General features: G+C 55.2%; 21 protein-coding genes and 1 other annotated feature. Of the genes, 2 read left to right on the forward strand and 19 right to left on the reverse strand.

Going from position 1 to position 17,456, the window contains the following annotated elements; translation table 11 throughout:
• The first annotated feature begins 5 nt into the window (after positions 1 to 5).
• Positions 6 to 1,313: a CapA family protein gene (locus tag PXT33_RS08175; protein WP_332376307.1), complete on the forward strand. Its 1,308-nt coding sequence runs from the start codon at positions 6 to 8 to the stop codon at positions 1,311 to 1,313.
• A gap of 50 nt (positions 1,314 to 1,363) precedes the next feature.
• The gene (locus tag PXT33_RS08180; protein ID WP_097775498.1) at positions 1,364 to 1,831 is read left to right on the forward strand and encodes an ACT domain-containing protein; all 468 of its coding nucleotides are present in this window, start codon (positions 1,364 to 1,366) and stop codon (positions 1,829 to 1,831) included.
• Positions 1,832 to 1,923: 92 nt separating this feature from the next.
• Here PXT33_RS08180 and tyrS read toward each other — a convergent pair whose 3' ends face one another.
• From tyrS to spoIIIAC, 19 genes are all read right to left on the reverse strand, one after another.
• Positions 1,924 to 3,144, reverse strand: coding sequence for a tyrosine--tRNA ligase (gene tyrS / locus PXT33_RS08185; protein WP_097775497.1), 1,221 nt, complete (start codon positions 3,142 to 3,144; stop codon positions 1,924 to 1,926).
• A gap of 64 nt (positions 3,145 to 3,208) precedes the next feature.
• Positions 3,209 to 3,464: a binding site (T-box leader), on the reverse strand.
• 55 nt (positions 3,465 to 3,519) lie between these two features.
• Positions 3,520 to 5,184, reverse strand: coding sequence for a DNA repair protein RecN (recN, locus tag PXT33_RS08190; RefSeq protein ID WP_332376308.1), 1,665 nt, complete (start codon positions 5,182 to 5,184; stop codon positions 3,520 to 3,522).
• A 21-nt stretch (positions 5,185 to 5,205) separates the two neighbouring features.
• Complete coding sequence (locus PXT33_RS08195) at positions 5,206 to 5,688, reverse strand: arginine repressor (RefSeq protein ID WP_005942062.1); 483 nt, start codon at positions 5,686 to 5,688, stop codon at positions 5,206 to 5,208.
• An 18-nt stretch (positions 5,689 to 5,706) separates the two neighbouring features.
• Positions 5,707 to 6,558, reverse strand: a complete 852-nt coding sequence (locus PXT33_RS08200) for an NAD(+)/NADH kinase (RefSeq protein WP_332376309.1) — start codon at positions 6,556 to 6,558, stop codon at positions 5,707 to 5,709.
• 38 nt (positions 6,559 to 6,596) lie between these two features.
• A complete protein-coding gene (locus PXT33_RS08205; protein WP_005942058.1) occupies positions 6,597 to 7,400 on the reverse strand; it encodes a TlyA family RNA methyltransferase in 804 nt (267 codons plus the stop codon).
• Positions 7,397 to 9,280 carry a 1-deoxy-D-xylulose-5-phosphate synthase gene (gene dxs, locus PXT33_RS08210; protein ID WP_332376310.1) on the reverse strand — a complete coding sequence of 628 codons (1,884 nt, stop codon included), beginning with the start codon at positions 9,278 to 9,280 and terminating at the stop codon, positions 7,397 to 7,399. The genes PXT33_RS08205 and dxs overlap by 4 nt, the downstream gene beginning before the upstream one ends.
• 68 nt (positions 9,281 to 9,348) lie before the next feature.
• Entirely contained in the window at positions 9,349 to 9,816 is a 468-nt protein-coding gene (locus tag PXT33_RS08215) for a divergent PAP2 family protein (RefSeq protein WP_005942054.1), read from the reverse strand.
• A gap of 32 nt (positions 9,817 to 9,848) precedes the next feature.
• Positions 9,849 to 10,730, reverse strand: coding sequence for a polyprenyl synthetase family protein (locus PXT33_RS08220; protein WP_120079276.1), 882 nt, complete (start codon positions 10,728 to 10,730; stop codon positions 9,849 to 9,851).
• The gene (xseB, locus tag PXT33_RS08225) at positions 10,730 to 10,945 is read right to left on the reverse strand and encodes an exodeoxyribonuclease VII small subunit (protein ID WP_223387585.1); all 216 of its coding nucleotides are present in this window, start codon (positions 10,943 to 10,945) and stop codon (positions 10,730 to 10,732) included. The genes PXT33_RS08220 and xseB overlap by 1 nt, the downstream gene beginning before the upstream one ends.
• Positions 10,923 to 12,146: an exodeoxyribonuclease VII large subunit gene (gene xseA / locus PXT33_RS08230; RefSeq protein WP_332376311.1), complete on the reverse strand. Its 1,224-nt coding sequence runs from the start codon at positions 12,144 to 12,146 to the stop codon at positions 10,923 to 10,925. The genes xseB and xseA overlap by 23 nt, the downstream gene beginning before the upstream one ends.
• Complete coding sequence (locus tag PXT33_RS08235) at positions 12,134 to 13,075, reverse strand: glycoprotease (protein ID WP_097781770.1); 942 nt, start codon at positions 13,073 to 13,075, stop codon at positions 12,134 to 12,136. The genes xseA and PXT33_RS08235 overlap by 13 nt, the downstream gene beginning before the upstream one ends.
• The gene (gene nusB, locus PXT33_RS08240) at positions 13,072 to 13,506 is read right to left on the reverse strand and encodes a transcription antitermination factor NusB (RefSeq protein WP_005942043.1); all 435 of its coding nucleotides are present in this window, start codon (positions 13,504 to 13,506) and stop codon (positions 13,072 to 13,074) included. The genes PXT33_RS08235 and nusB overlap by 4 nt, the downstream gene beginning before the upstream one ends.
• A 74-nt stretch (positions 13,507 to 13,580) precedes the next feature.
• A complete protein-coding gene (locus tag PXT33_RS08245) occupies positions 13,581 to 13,967 on the reverse strand; it encodes an Asp23/Gls24 family envelope stress response protein (protein ID WP_005942042.1) in 387 nt (128 codons plus the stop codon).
• 160 nt (positions 13,968 to 14,127) lie between these two features.
• Positions 14,128 to 14,754, reverse strand: coding sequence for a SpoIIIAH-like family protein (locus PXT33_RS08250; protein WP_332376312.1), 627 nt, complete (start codon positions 14,752 to 14,754; stop codon positions 14,128 to 14,130).
• A 32-nt stretch (positions 14,755 to 14,786) separates the two neighbouring features.
• Entirely contained in the window at positions 14,787 to 15,320 is a 534-nt protein-coding gene (locus tag PXT33_RS08255) for a stage III sporulation protein AG (RefSeq protein ID WP_332376313.1), read from the reverse strand.
• Positions 15,317 to 15,787, reverse strand: coding sequence for a hypothetical protein (locus PXT33_RS08260; protein WP_332376314.1), 471 nt, complete (start codon positions 15,785 to 15,787; stop codon positions 15,317 to 15,319). The genes PXT33_RS08255 and PXT33_RS08260 overlap by 4 nt, the downstream gene beginning before the upstream one ends.
• Before the next feature lie 3 nt (positions 15,788 to 15,790).
• The gene (locus tag PXT33_RS08265) at positions 15,791 to 16,873 is read right to left on the reverse strand and encodes a stage III sporulation protein AE (RefSeq protein WP_332376315.1); all 1,083 of its coding nucleotides are present in this window, start codon (positions 16,871 to 16,873) and stop codon (positions 15,791 to 15,793) included.
• On the reverse strand, positions 16,870 to 17,253 hold the full coding sequence (locus PXT33_RS08270; protein ID WP_332376316.1) for a stage III sporulation protein AD: 384 nt from the start codon (positions 17,251 to 17,253) through the stop codon (positions 16,870 to 16,872). Before PXT33_RS08270 ends, PXT33_RS08265 begins: the two co-directional genes overlap by 4 nt.
• Positions 17,250 to 17,444 (reverse strand): stage III sporulation protein AC, encoded by a 195-nt coding sequence (spoIIIAC, locus tag PXT33_RS08275; protein ID WP_005942027.1) that lies wholly within the window; start codon positions 17,442 to 17,444, stop codon positions 17,250 to 17,252. The genes PXT33_RS08270 and spoIIIAC overlap by 4 nt, the downstream gene beginning before the upstream one ends.
• Positions 17,445 to 17,456 lie beyond the last annotated feature (12 nt).

Genomic DNA, 17,456 nt, shown 5'->3' on the forward strand with positions numbered 1-17,456 from the left:
CGCGGATGAACAAACAATCCCCGCAACAGCACCGGCGCAGACCGACTGCAAAACGCCGCGCCAGAAGGCAGGCTTTCTGGACAGCCGGAGCGATGCTGATCGTATTTCTGTTCTGCCTGCCATTGCTGCCAAAGTTCTTTCTGCAGGAAAGCATACCGACGGCAGAACCGGTGAGCACGGAAAGCTCTTCTGCAGGTTCTGCCACTGTATCACAGCCGGAAGAAGCAGAGCCTGCGCCAGAGCCGGAACCGCAGCCGCTGGTTCAGACTGTCCGCTTTTCTGCAACAGGAGATAATCTGATCCACGCTCCCATTTATAAGCAGGCGCAGCGCCGCGCTTCCGGAGAGGAAGCTTACAGTTTCGATTACTGTTACGAACATATTGCGCCTTTTTATGCACAGCATGATGTGAACTGGATCAATCAGGAAACGCTCTGCACGGATGAATTGGAGCCATCCTCCTACCCATGCTTTTCTACGCCGGGCGATTGCGCCCGTGCGCTTTACCGGGCGGGTGTGCGAGTGTTCAGCCTGTCCAATAACCACACCTACGATAAAGGCGCTTCCGGCATTGCCGCTACCCTGCGCTTCTGGGGCAGTATGCCGGAGGATGTTGTAACGACCGGTTTGTGGAAGGGAGAAAGCGACTACGGTCATATCCCGCTGCAGACTGTCAATGGTGTAACGATCGCATATCTTTCCTACACAGAGCATACCAATGGCATCCCGCAGAACAGCTCCATGCAGGCCAATGTGATCTATACCAGCCAGACCGATGTGATCGAGCAGCAGGTAAAAGCGGCACGTCAGCTTGCAGATTTTGTGGTGGTGGGTGTGCACTGGGGCGTAGAAAACAGCCATGCCATCGCAGATCCGCAGCGAACTCTGGCGCAGAACCTTGCAGACTGGGGTGCAGACTTGATCATTGGCACCCACCCGCATGTGCTGCAAAATGCACAGTGGCTGACTGCAGCAGACGGCAGGCAGGTGTTCACGGCCTATTCTCTGGGCAATTTTATCAGCACGCAGGAAAAGCCCGATCAGCTGGTCGGCGCAATTTTATCGGTTCAGCTTGAAAAAACGACCGAACCGGACGGCACTGTCCGTTGCAGCGTGCTCTCTCCCAGACTTCTGCCGACGGTGACCCACTATGATGCAGGCAAATCCAATGTGCGTACCTACCTGTTCCGCGATTATACCGAAGCCCTTACAAAGGCCCACGGAGTACGGAAGGCGTATCCAGATTTCAGCCTGGAAATGATTCAGTCCATTGCCCGGGAAAATATCGACCCGGAGTTTTTGCAGCTTACCTGAATATTTTTGTATTGTTGAAGCCCGCCTTTCGGGCAGAACGGAGGATCCTTATGTACGGAGTATCGAAGATCAATATTGAGCCGAGCCTCATGATGATCAGTGTGCAGGATGTAGAGTTCAAGGGCAACAGCCTCGCACGTTACCTGCAGATCTTTGCAGATAACGGTGTGGTCGTAGATATGATCAGCCAGAGTGCACCCCATGGCACCACCATTGATTTCAGCTTTACCGCTTCCAGCAGTGATCTTCCGCTGGTGATGAAGGCTATTTCCGTTGCAAATCTGGACAAGGATGCCAAGGCTTCCCCGCTGATCAGCGTGGGTTATTCCAAGCTGAACCTGTTTGGTGAAGAAATGGTCACCAGCTGCGGCGTAGCTGCCCGTGCACTGAATTCTCTGGCAATGGCCGGCATTGAAGTACTGCTTATCACCACCAGCGATCTGGATATTTCCCTGCTGGTCCACGCAGAGAATGAGGATGCAGCTTACGAAGCATTGAAGAAGGCTTACGAGCTGTAAATTCTGCAAGCAAGCGAGCAATCCTCCATCAAGTGAAAAAATGCCGGTGCACTCCAAAACAGAGTACACCGGCATTTTCATGTTCAATATTTTTACAGAGTGACCTTGTGGTAGATCTTCTTGCCCTTCTTGATCACAATACCCTTTGCCAGCTGCTCAGCAGTGAAGCCAACGGTGGGAGCGGCTACCTTCTCGCCATCCACCAGAACACCGCCCTGCACGACCAGACGGCGTGCCTCGCCGTTGGATGCTGCCAGACCAGCCTTGACCATCAGGGTCAGGATGCCGATGGAGCCATTGGTCAGGTCGGCCTCGGTCAGCTGAGTAGAAGGCATGTGCTCGGTATCCATTGCGCTGCCGCTGAACAGTGCGCGGGCAGCATTCTGGGCCTTTTCGGCCTCTTCTTTGCCATGGACCATGCTGGTCAGCTCGTAAGCCAGAATTTCCTTAGCTTCGTTCAGGCGCTGATCCTTCCATGTGCTCATCTCGTCGATCTGCTCCAGCGGCAGGAAGGTGAGCATACGGATGCACTTCATCACATCGGCATCGCCCACATTGCGCCAGTACTGGTAAAACTCGAATGGACTGGTCTTGTTGGGGTCCAGCCAGACAGCATTGCCGGCGGTCTTGCCCATCTTCTTGCCCTGAGAGTCGGTCAGCAGGGTGATGGTCATAGCATAAGCGTCCTTGCCCAGCTTGCGGCGGATCAGCTCGGTGCCGCCCAGCATGTTGCTCCACTGGTCGTCGCCGCCGAACTGCATATTGCAGCCGTAGTGCTGGAACATGTAGTAGAAGTCGTAGCTCTGCATGATCATGTAGTTGAACTCAAGGAAGGACAGGCCCTTCTCCATGCGCTGCTCGTAGCACTTGGCGCGCAGCATGTTGTTCACGGAGAAGCAGGCACCCACATCACGCAGCAGTTCCACGTAGTTCAGGTTCAGCAGCCAGTCTGCATTGTTCAGCATCAGTGCCTTACCCTCAGAGAAGTCGATGAACTTTTCCATCTGCTTTTTGAAGCATGCGGCATTGTGGGCGATATCCTCTTTGGTCAGCATCTTGCGCATGTCGGTACGGCCGGAGGGGTCGCCGATCATGGTAGTGCCGCCGCCGATCAGGGCAATAGGCTTGTTGCCTGCCATCTGCAGGCGCTTCATCAGGGTCAGGGCCATAAAGTGGCCTGCGGTCAGGCTGTCGGCAGTGCAGTCAAAGCCGATGTAAAAGGTTGCCTTGCCATTGTTGATCAGGTCGATGATCTCTTCATCGGTGATCTGGGCCACCAGGCCGCGGGCCTTGAGTTCTTCGTACAGAGTCATGATTTTTTCCTCCTGTTTGTGGGCAGAGGGAAAAATAAAACACCCCCTGCCAAAAATGAATTTGGCAGAGGGCGAGAAAATTCGCGGTACCACCTCTGTTTGCCGCTTCCTCACAGAAACGACCTCACGAGTGCACACCCCAGAGTAGAGAGACACTCCTGCGTTTGTAACGCTCGCACGCGGCACAGCCTATTAACCTGAACGGCATTCAGCCTGCAGCTCCGGGAGGTATTTCCCCTGTTGCTCTGCGGCCCCTTACACCAACCGGGGTTTCTCTGGGCAGAACACTTCAAGGTACTTGTTCCCTTCATCGCCATTAACAAGGACTACTTTATCACAATGCTTCGGGCTTGTCAACCCCTTATCTGCAGCGGCTTATTTTGCGCCAAGACCCAGCATTTCGCGGGCATTGGCACGCGAAAGCTCGGTAATGTGGTCGCCGGAAATCAGCCGGGCCAGTGCTTCCACCCTGCCCTCCTCATCCAGCGGATGGATCTCGGTATAGGTGCGGTCATTGGCTACATTTTTCTGAATCAGCAGATGGCAGTCCGCCAGTGCAGCGATCTGGGCTGTATGGGTGATGCACAAGATCTGGTGGCCCTGTGCGCTCTGGCGCAGTACCTCACCAATACGCCCGGCGGCTTTGCCAGAAACACCGCTGTCGATCTCATCATAGATCACAGTAGGCACGGCATCCTTATCGGCCATTGCATTTTTGATGGCCAGCGTGATGCGGCTCAGCTCGCCGCCGGAAGCAATTTTTGCAAGGGGTTTGGGCGCCTCACCGGGGTTTGTGGAAATGTAGAACTCGATGCTGTCCTGCCCATGGCTTGCCAGCGGGCCGCGGGTATGGCGCAGTGTCATGCGCACGCCCGGCATGTTCAGAAAATCCAGCGTGCCGGAAATACGCTTGTTCAGCTCTTCAAAAGCGCGCAGGCGCGTCTGGGTCAGTGCTTCTGCCTTTTCACGGGCCAGCGCATAAAGGCGGAGCTTTTCTGCCTGCAGGTGGTCATGCCGCTCCTGTGAGGACTGGATGCGCTCCAGTTCTTCCCTTGCATTCTGTCCAAAAGCGATCACGTCTTCTACCGTATCACCATATTTGCGCTTGAGCTTGTAGATCAGATCCAGACGCTGCTCAATCTCGTCCAGCTCCGCATCGTTGGTATCATAGGAATCCAGCCGACCGATCAAATCTGCGGCAACATCCTTTGCATTGTAATACAGATCCAGCAGCTGACTGGATGCACCGGCAAGTGCATCATCCAGCTGCGCGGCAGCATCCACTGCATTGGATGCCTCACCCAGCAGATCGACTGCGCCGGAGGCCTCGTCATCGCCCGAAAGCAATGCATAGCTCTGTGCGATCTTATCCCGGATGGCAGATGCATTGGCAAGGATCTTGCGGCGGCTTTCCAGCGTCTGTTCCTCTCCGGCGGTCAGTCCGGCATCCTCGATCTCCTGCACCTGATAGCTCAACAGATCAATCCTGCGCTGCTTTTCGGCTTCGTCGGTGATCATGGCATCCAGCTCCCGCTTGATGCGCACAAGCTCCCGGTACAGGACATAATAGTCCTGAAACTCCGCGCTGTTCTGCGCATAATCATCCAGAATGCCCAGATGTCTTGCCGGGTTCAGAAGGCCCACAGAGTCGTGCTGACCGTTGATATTGATAAGTCCTCCGCACAGCTCCCGCAGAACCGCAGCCGTTGCAGGCATTCCGTTGATGCGGCAGGTGCTTTTGCCCTCGGCTGTGATCTCGCGGCTGAGCATCAGTGCATCCGAGCGCTCGTAGCCCGCCTTCTCAAGGCTGTCCAGTACCGTACCGGGCACCTCCTCAAAGGCTGCACGGATCACCGCCTTAGAGGCCCCTGTGCGCACAAGATCCTTTGAAGTGCGGTTTCCCAGGATCGCATTGATGGAATCGATCAGGATCGACTTGCCGGCACCAGTCTCACCGGTAAGAACATTCAGGCCCGGCTTGAAATGTACTTCAGCCTTCTGGATCACAGCAACATTTTCAATTTGCAGGCTGCTCAGCATATCTTTTCTCCCGCGTTATTTTTATCCAATGTGTCTCGTCAGTTCCGAGCAGATCGTTTTTGCATCACGCTCCGACCGTGCAACGATCAGGAACGTGTCGTCGCCCGAAAGCGTGCCGACCACATTTTTCCACTGCAATGCGTCAAAAACCTCGCATGCGGCGTTGGCCATGCCAGAATAGCACTTTACCAGCACAACATGTCCGGCGTAATCTACCCCCAGCACGGATTCATGAAAGATCGTTTCAAACCTTCCCTGCGTTTTGGGGTTGAAGCTTTCGTTCCGGCTGGAGACATAGCGATACCCCTCTGCCGTGGCAGCTTTTACCAAACACAGCTCCCGGATATCGCGGGAAACGGTGGCTTGTGTTACCTCGAATCCCTCTTTGGAAAGGTGATCCAGCAGAACTTCCTGCCGGCTGATCGGGTGTTCCTGCACAAGCCGGAGAATCACCTGCTGACGTTCTCCCTTGCTTTTTACATCTTCCTTACGGCTGCGCGCCATCGTAAACTCGCCTCCCCTTTATCGTCTGCTGCGAAGCTTCTGGTCAATGGCCTGGAACTGATCTGCTTTTCCGAAGGTGATCAGCTTTACCACCTGATCGGAGAGCCTTACTTCAGCCGTTGCGCCGGCCTTGAGCGGACAGCCAGCTCTGCCATCGCAGCTGATAAACACTTCATCATCGGCCACCTGTCCCACACAGATATTCAGCTTGCGCTCCTGCGCAAACACCATGGCCGGGCTGGCCAGACTGTGCGGGCAGATAGGCGTTACAACAACGCCCTTCGTCTGGGAATCCAGGATCGGCCCGCCCGCCGCCAGCGAATACGCTGTGGAGCCGGTGGGCGTTGCAACGATCACACCGTCCCCACGGTAGTGCTCTACTAAAATATCATCGCAGTAAATGCTGAAATCGATCGCCTGCTGCAGGCGGCCCTTTGTGACCACCACGTCATTCAGGGCGTGGCCCTCCCAGCCATCGTGGCCAAGAACGCGGACATACAGCAGCATCCGGTTGTCTACGCTGAACTCTCCCCGTGCAACAGCGGAGAGCTTGGCTTCCATCTCGCTGACTTCGCAGGTAGCCAGAAAACCACAGCGTCCCAGATTGATGCCCAAGATCGGCTTTGTGTACCGAAGCGAAAGATTTGCCTCATGCAGAATGGTGCCGTCGCCGCCAATGGTCAGGATCACATCTGCCTGCTCAAGGCATTCCTCCAGCGGCAGATAAACCACTCCGGCCGTGCTGCAGCTTGCGCGCGGCTGTTCACACATCAGAACAGCTGCACCATGGTTCATTAGAATCTGCGCCGCGCGCAGTGCGATCTCGTTGGCAGAGGTCTTGCCGGGATTCGGCGAAATATAGATCGTCATGCGGGAAGCTCCTTTTTCTGGTCTGATGGCAGAGCCGCTCAGCGGTCCAGCGTGCTGTGGCTTGCCGCCACCACCTGCTCTGCAACGCTGTCGTCCAGCACGGAAGGTTCACCGCTCTTCTGCACGAACATCAGGTATTCAATGTTGCCCTCAGGTCCCTTTACCGGGCTGAAATCCAATCCGCGTACAGCAAAACCGTTTGCAGCAGCATAGCCCATGGCATTGTGCAGCACTTCACGGTGGGTAGCAGGGTCGCGCACCACACCGTTCTTGCCAACCTTTTCGCGTCCAGCTTCAAACTGCGGCTTGACCAGACAAACGCCCATGGCATCCGGCGTTGTGATTGCCTGTGCCACCGGGAAAATATGGTGCAGCGAGATAAACGAGACATCCACACTGAAAAACTCGATCTGCTCGGCAAGATCCTCCGGTTTGACATTGCGGATGTTCGTGCGCTCCATGTTCACTACGCGCTCGTCTGTGCGCAGGCTCCATGCAAGCTGTCCATAGCCGACATCCACCGCATAAACCTTGACGGCACCGTTCTGCAGCATACAATCCGTAAAGCCGCCGGTAGATGCTCCAATGTCCATGCAGACCTTGCCATTTGGTGTAAGCGGGAAACACTTCATAGCTTTTTCCAGCTTCAGGCCGCCGCGGCTGACATAGCCAATGTCGTGCCCGCGCACTTCCACCTTGGCATCTTCCTTAATCATCTCTCCGGCCTTGTCCACCTTTTGCTCATTGACAAAAACGATGCCGGACATGATCAGCGCCTTTGCGCGCTCACGGCTCTGTGTCAGACCATGCTGAACAAGATATTGGTCCAATCGAATCTTCACAGTAAATTTTCTCCTTTCGTCACGGCCATCTGCACGGCCTGTACAAGATGCGCTGCATCCAGACCGGTTGCCTGTTTGATCTGTGCCACACTGGCATGCGGAAGACACGCGTTCCGCACCGCGCAATGGATAAAGCGCCCATTCCATCCGTTTTGCTGCAAAGCATATTCCAGATGTTCACCAATGCTTCCGTTTGCAATGCATTCTTCCGCAAACAGGATTGTTTTATATTTCGACAGATCAGCGATCATTTTACCTGTAAAGGGATACAGCTTTACAGCCTTTATCACATCACACGCAATGCTTTTTTGCTGTAATTCACGTTCTGCCTGCAAAAGGTCGGCCAGTTCGTCGGCGTAACTCACCAGAACGATTGTTGCATCATCCGCCTTGCGCAGGAAATCATAATCTTCGCCGGTGCAGCCAAATTCCGCCAGAGCTGCATCTTGCCCACCGCGGGGATAACGAATTGCCCGTGGGCCATGGAAGCGGTCACTCAACAGCTTCTGCAGCCAGTAATTCAGTTCCTGATAATTGGAAGGCGCATACAGCGGCATTCCAAGCTGGCTCAGGAAAGCGGGATCGTAAATGCCCTGATGCGTTTCGCCATCCGCTGGGACAAAACCGGCGCGGTCGATGGCAAAAACTACATTCTCCCGCAGCAGATTTACGTCGTGGATGATCTGATCATAGGAACGCTGCAGAAAGGTGGAATAAATGCATACCACCGGCAGCATGCCCTGACTTGCAAGCCCGGCAGCAAAGGTCACAGCGTGCTGTTCTGCCATACCGACATCAAAAAAACGCTCCGGGTGGCTGTGCGCAAAAAACTGCAGGCCGGTGCCATACTTCATTGCTGCAGTGATGGCGCAGATATTCGGGTTCCGGTTGCCTTCCGTCACAAGAGCATTGCCAAATACCGTCGAGAACGATTCCTTTGGTGCCACCTCCGGGTCGGGCATTCCATCCGGATCAAATGCCGACACGCCGTGATAGTTGCCGGGGTTTACCTCGGCCGGCTGATAGCCCTTGCCCTTTTTTGTGATCACGTGCAGAAAATGTGGCCCTTGCCGGTTGCGGATGGTGCGCAGTGTGCGTTCCAGCTCTTCCACGTTGTGGCCATCCACCGGCCCGATGTACTGGAAGCCCATATCCTCGAACATGGTAGAGTGGTACATTGCCCGACGCAAAAGCGTCTTGCACTCGGTGATGTTTTTTTTCAGTGGAGCGCCCACCAGCGGTACTCCATCCAAAAAGCTGCGCACATTATCCTTGGCATCAAAATAGGCCGTGGTCGTGCGCAAATGAGTCAGATAGCGGGCAAGTGCACCGACATTTTTAGAAATGGACATCTTGTTGTCGTTCAGGATCACAAGAAGGTTGTCCAGCTGTTCAATGTTGTTCATGCCCTCGTAGACCATGCCGCCGGTAAAGGCACCATCGCCGATCACCGCGACCACAAGCCCTGCTTCATGATGCAGCTTTTTGGCCCACGCCATGCCGATCGCAAGCGAAAGCGCCGTGTTTCCGTGCCCGGCAATGAATGCATCGTGTTCACTCTCGTTCGGGTTCGGGAAACCGGAGATCCCGTCGAGCTGGCGCAGCTTATCAAACTGTCCGCGCCGACCCGTAAGGATCTTGTGTGTGTAGCACTGGTGACCGACATCAAACACGATTTTGTCCTGTGGTGTATCCAGAACACGGTGCAGCGCAACGGTAAGCTCTACCACGCCAAGGTTTGAGGCAAGATGGCCGCCCGTCTTGGAAATATTCTCCAGCAGAAACTGGCGGATCTCCGCGCACAGCTGTTTCACCTGCTGTTCATTCAGTTGCTTTAAATCTCTGGGCTGATTGATGCTGTCCAGCAGCAATGCTCCCATAAATCACACGTCCTTCAAATGAAGATTTTCTGTTGCTGCAGTGCGTTCCTGCGTGAAAAAAGAATGTCTCAAGCCAGCGGATACAGGAAGCCGACGGCTGCGCCGACCAGTACGCCTGCCACGACCTGCAGCGGCGTATGGCCGACCATCTCCTTCAGATGCATGTTCTGCAGGAAAGGAGCATTCTTCTCGCTCACTTCGATCCACTGATCGATCATCTGGTTCAGGACCTTGGCCTGCTCGCCAGTCTCATGCCGCACGCCCATGGCATCGTGCATGGTAATGATTGCCACCACGCTTGCCACTGCAAAAATGGCAGAGTCAACGCCCACACAGCGTCCGGTTGCAATGACCATGGCACAGACCGTTGCGCTGTGGGCACTGGGCATACCGCCATCACCCCACATGCGTTCCAACTGGAACTTGCCCAGCAGGATAAAATTGATGATGGTTTTAAGCACCTGCGCCACAAGCCAGCCGAGCAGTGAAACCGTAAGGATCTGATTGAAAGACAGGATGTTTTGAATAAGCTGCATAATCTTTTTCCTTTATTCTGTATGGATTATTTTTAGTTTTTACGCACAAGAAGCTGCTGCGCAAGCTGTTCCAGAAACGCAGCTTTTTCGCCAAAATTCCGGTGCAGTTCCGTGCAGGTCTCCTGATTCAGGTCATGTGCAAGCTTCATGGCACCTTCCGCACCATAAAGGGTCACAAAGGTAGTCTTTCCATTTTCGCTGTCGCTGCCAATGGGCTTTCCCAGCTGTTCCGGTGTGCTGGTAACATCCAGCACATCGTCCACGATCTGAAAAACAAGGCCCAGACCATAAGCATACTGTTCCAGCGCTCTGCACTGTGCTTCATCCGCTTTGGCCGCAGCCGCACCCATCTGAATGGCTGCATTGATCAGCGCACCCGTTTTATTGCGGTGGATCAGCCGAAGCTGGTCTTCTGTTGCGGCCAACGCTTCGTATTTCAGATCCAGTTCCTGCCCATAGACCATGCCGCGGCTGCCAGCGCCTGCACCCAGTGCCCGCGCTGCCTGTACACAGACAGACGCATCTGCCGGGGCATTGGCGACTGTCTCAAATGCTTCTGTCAGCAGCACATCACCGGCCAGCATGGCAGTTGCTTCGCTAAACGCCTTGTGGCAGGAAGGACGGCCGCGGCGCAGATCATCATTGTCCATGCAGGGCAGGTCATCGTGAATGAGCGAATAGCAGTGCAGCATTTCTACAGCAGCTGCAAACTGCTGTGCCGCCTGCATACTGCCGCCCAGCATATCGCAGACGCTGAGAACAAGAACTGCACGGATCCGTTTGCCGCCGCCCATCAGGCTGTAGCGTGCCGCACGGCACACCTCGGATTCTTCCGGCAGAAAACGGCCGCAGGCCTTTTCCAGCGCGGCCATTGCCTGCGCCAGATAATTCTGATACTGCTCCTGATAGTCCATTAGCTTTCCTCCTGCACTGTGCCCGCAAGCTTTGCGTCGATCTCGTCAATCTGCAGCGATGTTTTTTCCAGTGCAGCATGGCAGTACTCCATCAGAGAAGCGGCCTCTGCATACAGTTTGACCGAATCTGCAAGGGTCGTATCCTCGCTCTGCATCTGTGCAAGGAGCGTATTCAGCCGTTCCATGCCTTCCTCAAAACTTTTGGGTGTTCTCATTGATCTCCTCCACCGCTTCCACCCTGCACTTTGCACGGCGGGAAGCGCTGCGAACATAGATTGTTTTTTCCGGCTGCAGATCATCTGCATTTAAAATAGTACCGTTGGCTGCTGTGACCATCGTGTAGCCGCGCGCCAGCACCTTGTATGGATCCAGCGAACCAGTAAGTGCTGCCGCATGACCCAGCTGCAATTCTGCAGAATGCAGGCGTTTCTGCATCTGCTGACGGATGGCATCCTGCACCTGCTGCAGCTGACCCTGACTTTTTTGCCAGTTTCGGCGTGCAAGGCCCTGCTCCAACACAAAGTTGTATTGTTCCAGACCATTATAGCATAAATCAAAACGTTTTTGCATATTTTTGCGAATATTTTGCTGCAAATCCAGTAATATCCGTTCCTGCTCTGCCCGATCCGGTACAGCCAGCTCTGCTGCAGCCGAAGGTGTTGGGGCACGGCAGTCTGCCACAAAATCCAGAATGGTATAGTCGATCTCGTGGCCGATTGCGCTGATCAGTGGTTTTTTGCAGCGGTATGCAGCCCGGGCGATCATCTCTGCGTTAAAGACCCACAGGTCTTCCCGGCTGCCGCCTCCGCGTGCAACGATGATCTCGTCCACCTCTTTGCGCTGATCCAGCTTTTTGATGGCATCGGCCACCTGCTGCGCGGCTTCAAACCCCTGCACTGTCACCGGACACAGCAGCAGCCGTACCGATGGCCAGCGCCGTGTGAGCACATTGCGGATGTCCTGCAGGGCAGCTCCCGTCTTGCTGGTAACAACACCGATGCATTTAGGAAATTCCGGCAGCGGCTTTTTGTGCTCCGGTGCAAACAGGCCCTCCTGCTCCAGTTTCGCCTTGAGCTGTTCCAACGCCAGCTGTGCGGCACCAATGCCATCCGGGAACATATCGTTCACGTACAGCTGAAATACGCCGTCGCGCTCATAAAGGGTAGCGCGGCAGCGCACGACTACACGCATTCCCTCTTCCGGGCGGAAGGCAAGACGGCGGGCATCTGCGCGGAACATTACAGCCTTCACGCTGCTGGCTTCATCCCGCAGGGAAAAATAGCAGTGCCCGCTGCGCGCATTCTGTACAAAATTTGCGATCTCGCCGCGCAGGGCAAGGTCAAACAAAGCATCGTTGGCATCCAGCAGCGTTTTTACATAACGGTTGAGTGCTGAAACGGTAATCACTTCAGCCATAATCCGGCCTCCCGCGCTGCCAGGATCGAAACACCGATGGCATTATCGCTGGAATACTGTCCCGGCACAAAGTAGACCTGCGGCAGACGTTTCTGCACCCATGCACGGATGATATCGCTGCTCATCACTCCGCCAGCACATACCACCGGCAGGCCGGGGTATTCCTTCTGTGCAGCTTTGGTCATTTTTACCACTGTATCCGCCACACAGAGCAGGCAGTATTTGCACACATATTCCGGCGTTTTGCCTGCGGCAAGCAGGGCATTGCACTGGTTTTCCAGCCCGGAAAGGCTGCATTGCATCCCCTTCACGCTGGATTTTGGCTTGATCTCCTCAGTGCACTGTGCAGCCAGACGGGAAACCTCGGCACCCGCCGGGAAGCCAAAGCCAAGCCTGACCCCCACACGGTCCACAGCCTGTCCGGCATAAAGGTCTGTGCTGGTGCCAAGCGTTGTGATCCGGCGCACCTGATCGCAGAGCAGCAGGTCCGTGGTGCCGCCGGAAATATGGAACAGCAGAACTTTTTCAGCAAACAGCTGTTCCCCCTTAGCTGCAAACAGCGCTGCGGCAGCGTGACCCTGCTGATGGGTCGTCAGCACAAGTGGGATCCCTTTTGCATGTGCAAAGGCCGTTGCAGCATTGACACCTGCAAGAAAGCAAGGCATATAGCTGCCTTCTACCGGGCGGGGCTTTTGCGATACGCCCACAGCATCAATCTGCGTCAGATCAAATTCCTGCGCCAGTTCCTGCATCATCTCCGGCAGCGCGACCGTATGATGAAACAGTGCATCGCTTTGCCGCAGGCCCAGCTGGCCCGCTTTTACCGGCAAAAAGCGCTTCTTTGCGCAAACAACCTCTCCAGCTGTATCAAACACTGCCAGAGAGGTTGCATAGTTGCTTGTATCAATGCCAAGCGTATAACGGCTCACTGTTCGGCCTGCTCCGCATCCAGACCGTGATCCCGGGCCACTGCGCCAAGCAGACCGTTCACGAACTGGTAATCTTCGTCCGCACCATACTTTTTCGTCAGTTCCACCGCCTCGTTGATGGCAACACCGGGCTTATTCTCGCCGCCAAACAGCATCTCGGCAACTGCCAGACGCAGGATGGTCAGGCTGACACGAGGCAGGCGCTCCATGGTCCAGTTGCGCAGATGTGCACGGATCTCATCATCCACCTCGGCAGAATGATCGTAGTATGCGTTCAGCAGATGCTTGCTGAAACCATCCACAGGGTGCTCTTCATCGTTTTCTTCATGGCTGGTAATGGCCTCTGCCAGCGGGATATCACCAAAGGTCTGCGAAAATGCCAGCAAAAATGCATTCTCGCGTGCTTCTCTACGGGGCAAAATATTTTCCATAATGTTCCTCTCGCAGCACGAAGCCTCTCCGGCCAGAGCACAGAGAGGATCGGCTTCCAATTCTGAATTTTATTTTACTTCTCTGCTGCAGTGGTTTCTGCAAGGCCGGCGATCACCAGATTGACGCGGCTCACAGTGACATTGGTCATGTTCTGCACAGCGTTCTTCACGTTTTCCTGCACCTTTTCGGCTACAGCAGGAATGCGTGCGCCAAAGCTCATCATCAGGTTCAGAGTGATGTTTGCGGTACCATCCCGCATTTCCACCACGACCGGAGACTGGATGCTGGATGCTTCCAGCAGATCCTTGAGCTTTTTATTTTGTCTGCCGCAGGAAACCTCGGCAACGCCGTCAATTTCCAATGCTGCGCAGCGTGCGATCTTGCCAATGACTTCGGTGGAGATCTGAAGGCTGCCGCCCCGAAGATCTGTATTCTGAAAATCCATTGTGTTGTCCTCCATTCAAAAGCGGGCACAGCCTGCTTTTTCTTGTTTGAAATGGTCCTGCCTGAAACGATCAATGCCATACGCAGGACAACATCATTCTTTATTGGTAGAGTTATTATACCATCAAAGCGGGTGCGATTTCAATACTTGTTTCGGAAAACTCTGCCGCACCTTCTTATTTGACCTCCACCACCGTGATGTTCTGGGCAGTCACAGTGCTTTTGTTCAGCACCACATCCCGGATCTGTGCCACCTGTTCCGCTGTGAGCGGTTCACCGGAGGTCATCACGGTAAGGTCTGCCCGGCCGGACTGCAAAAAGCACAGGCAGTCTGCAAAACCTTTGGCTTTGATCAGCGTTTCGATCTCATTCTCCGCATTCAGATCTTCCAGATTTGCGGTCATCTGGGCGGTATATTCCTTCTTTTCCTCTGCGGAAAGCGACGAGGATTTCATCGTTTTCTTGATGGAATCCATCGCCTCATCGTGGGCCTTCTGTCGCTTAAGCCGAGCCTGCTCAAAAAACTTTGCACCGCTGTCACTGGCAACGCTTACAAGCTGCGCTTCACCATAGTTTTTGTTGGCGCTGGACACCGCTTCGGCCTCTGTGGGCAGCTCATCCAGAACCGTCTGCGCCTGTACCGGGACATCCTCAGCCTCTGCCGCGACCATTGCAGCATTGTCCGGCAGTTCCGTGGGCACATCGCTGCGGGCGTACTGCCAGTTCAAGTATACGGCAATCACCAGTGCGGCAGCCAATGTAACAGCTGTGGCCCTGCGGGTATTTCTGGAAAGTGCTCTCATAAATCGTTCCTCCTTATAAAAGCTGCAGGGTCTCAGCCCTTGCGCTGTTCCACACAAATGCGGTTGGATGGCAGATCCAGCAGTGCGCTTACCAGTTCGGTGATCCGGGCAGCAACGCGGATGTCTCCGCCGCCCTCGCACAGCACGGCCACACCGCACACCTGCGGCAGACATACCGTTTCGGTCAGGGCTGAACCATCTTCCAGCAGGACATGGGTCTGCTGGGACTGCATTTCTCCGGACTGTGTATCCAGCGCATAAATGGCTTCTTCCCCAGTCTCCAGCGTGACCATCACGGTCGTTTTGCCCGCACCGCTCATCTGTGAGATCAGATGTTCCAGCCGGTTCTCCAGCTGTGCCTGATATTCCGTGCCGCTCTGGGCAGACTTTGTGTTTTTTGTGCTGCCCGCTGCCGCGTTCTGCGGAAAAAGTTCCGACAGCAGGATCAGCAGCATTGCCAGAACGCCTACTGCCGCAGCAAGCCTTGCTCTACCCTGTTTTCCTTTACATTTCCGGGCAAAATCTTTCACGGAATCTCCGAACGAAATGCCCCCTGCTTCTTTCATTCGGTGTCCTCCTGTACTTCCAGTATCGGTGCCATGCCAAGCTCCTGCTGCAGATATGCCGCGATCCGGCTCTGCTCTGCGGATGTGCACGCCGCCGGGAGGATCACAAGCACCTTTTCTGCCCGAACGGTCTGTTCTGTCCGGGTCAGTGTGATCTCAAGTTTCACCTTTGTACCAAAGCGCCGCTCACACTCTGCGCAAAGATCCGCTTCCAGCCGTTCCTGCGCTCCCTGCAAGAGCGATGTCTCCGTACTCTGGATGTTGACCGCTGCCGGAGCAGCCGCCGCTGCACTTTTCAGTTCCAGCTTCATCTGCGGGGCCAGCCGGAACAGGATCACTAGAATATATAGCCCGGCAACGGCTTTTATGCATCTGCCCGCCCAGCCTGCGCCCGCCAGCAGCGTCGTGATCTCCGCACAGATACAGGCAATGCAGAACGCCGATGCCGCCGTCTGAAATGCGTGCATTTCCTATCCGCCTCCCGTCATCATCAGAAGCCCCACACCTACCGTCAGCAGTTCAAAAAACAGTGCCGTTACTGCTGCCATGCATTTTACCGCTTCGGCCATGCAGTCAAACAGCGCCTGACAGCGCCGGTTCTCCGCAAGGCCGCACAGAAGCCTGCATCCTGCAAGGAATAGCAAATGGAGCAGAAGCTGCAGATACAGTGGCAGAAATTCGGCCCCGATCACGGCAAGTGCCGCAAAACCCAGACTGCTTTTGAGCAGCTGCATTCCGGCAAGAAATACTTCTGCCGTATCGCTCAGAGCCTGCCCGATCACCGGCACGCCGCCGGTAAGCAGCTGGCCCAACCGCAGTGCAGAACGGTCCAGCTGAACCGTTACCGCTCTTTGCAGCCCTAACAGCACTGCAAAAATCCGCCCAGCCCAGACAAGCCCCCTGCGCAGCAACGCGCCCATGACACGGCACGTTTCCGAAAGCCCCTGCTGGGTGCTGATGCAGCACGCCATGCTTACCGCAAGGTAGCTCTGCAGCAGCGGACTGACCACAAGCACCGTACCCTGTGCCAGAAAGCACAGCCCGGTCAGCAGCAGACCGCTTGCCGCTGTGCTGGCATTCACCTCTCCACCGGCAGCGAGCACACCGCTGTACACCGGAAGAAAACCCAGAAGGTAGTTTTTCCACCCCTCCATCCGCTCACAGGTCAGCTGTGCAAGGCTGATCAGATCTCCCCACAAAAGAGTGCCGCAGCCCACAGCCGCAGCCAGTTCCAACAAGGCGCTGTCGGCTGCTCCTCCCACCAGAAATGAAAGCACGATCAGCAACAGTAAAAACAGCAGAACATCCGCATAGCAGTGTGCCATCTGCCGGATCATCTCTGCCGGTGATCCCGGCAGGAGCGCGAGCAGAGATTTGAGCGGATCTTTGGCAAAGGACTCTGCGCTTTGCGGAGCTTTTTCCAGATAAGGCTGCCAAAGCTCCTGTCCGGGCAGGCCCTGCAGCTGTGCCGCAGCGGCATCAGGTGCAAAAGCCAGAAAGCATACGGTGCACAATACAAACGCTGCCGCTTTTTGCAGGAATTTTTTTATCATGCGGCAAGCCCCCAGATCTTCTGGCAGATCTCTTCCAGCAGAGGAAATGCTGCCGCCAGAACCAAACATCGGCCCGCAAACCCGGCGCACCATGCCAAAGTATCCGCACCAGCTTCTTCGCACAGAGTCCGCGCGTAATCGGTCAGCAGCAAAATTCCGGCACAACGCAGCAGACAGTCAAATGCAGGCCCGTCCACCCGGCGGCTGAAAGCCAATATATTCCGAAGCAGCTCCTGCACCGCCACTCCAAGCTGCAGCAGCACAAACAATGCTGCGCCAACGGACAGCAGAAACGCATAGGCCGGTGCATCCTTCCGCAGCAGAAGCTGCGCTGCTGCAAAGACGACCACTGCCCCCAGAATGGAAAAAGATGTACTCATAGTGCAAACAGCGACTTGATGGTAACGAACAGTGCGCTGATCTGCTTGACAAGGATGGAAAGCACTACCACAAGACCCGCAAGGGTCGTCATCATGGCCTGATCCTCCCGGCCGGAACGGATCAGCAGCTGGTTCAGGACTGCCACGATAATACCGATCGCTGCAATTTTGAACACAAGGTCGATCTCCAAGTTTTCGTCCTC

The sequence above is a fragment of the Faecalibacterium taiwanense genome (assembly GCF_036632915.2).
GTDB classification, from domain to species: domain Bacteria; phylum Bacillota; class Clostridia; order Oscillospirales; family Ruminococcaceae; genus Faecalibacterium; species Faecalibacterium taiwanense.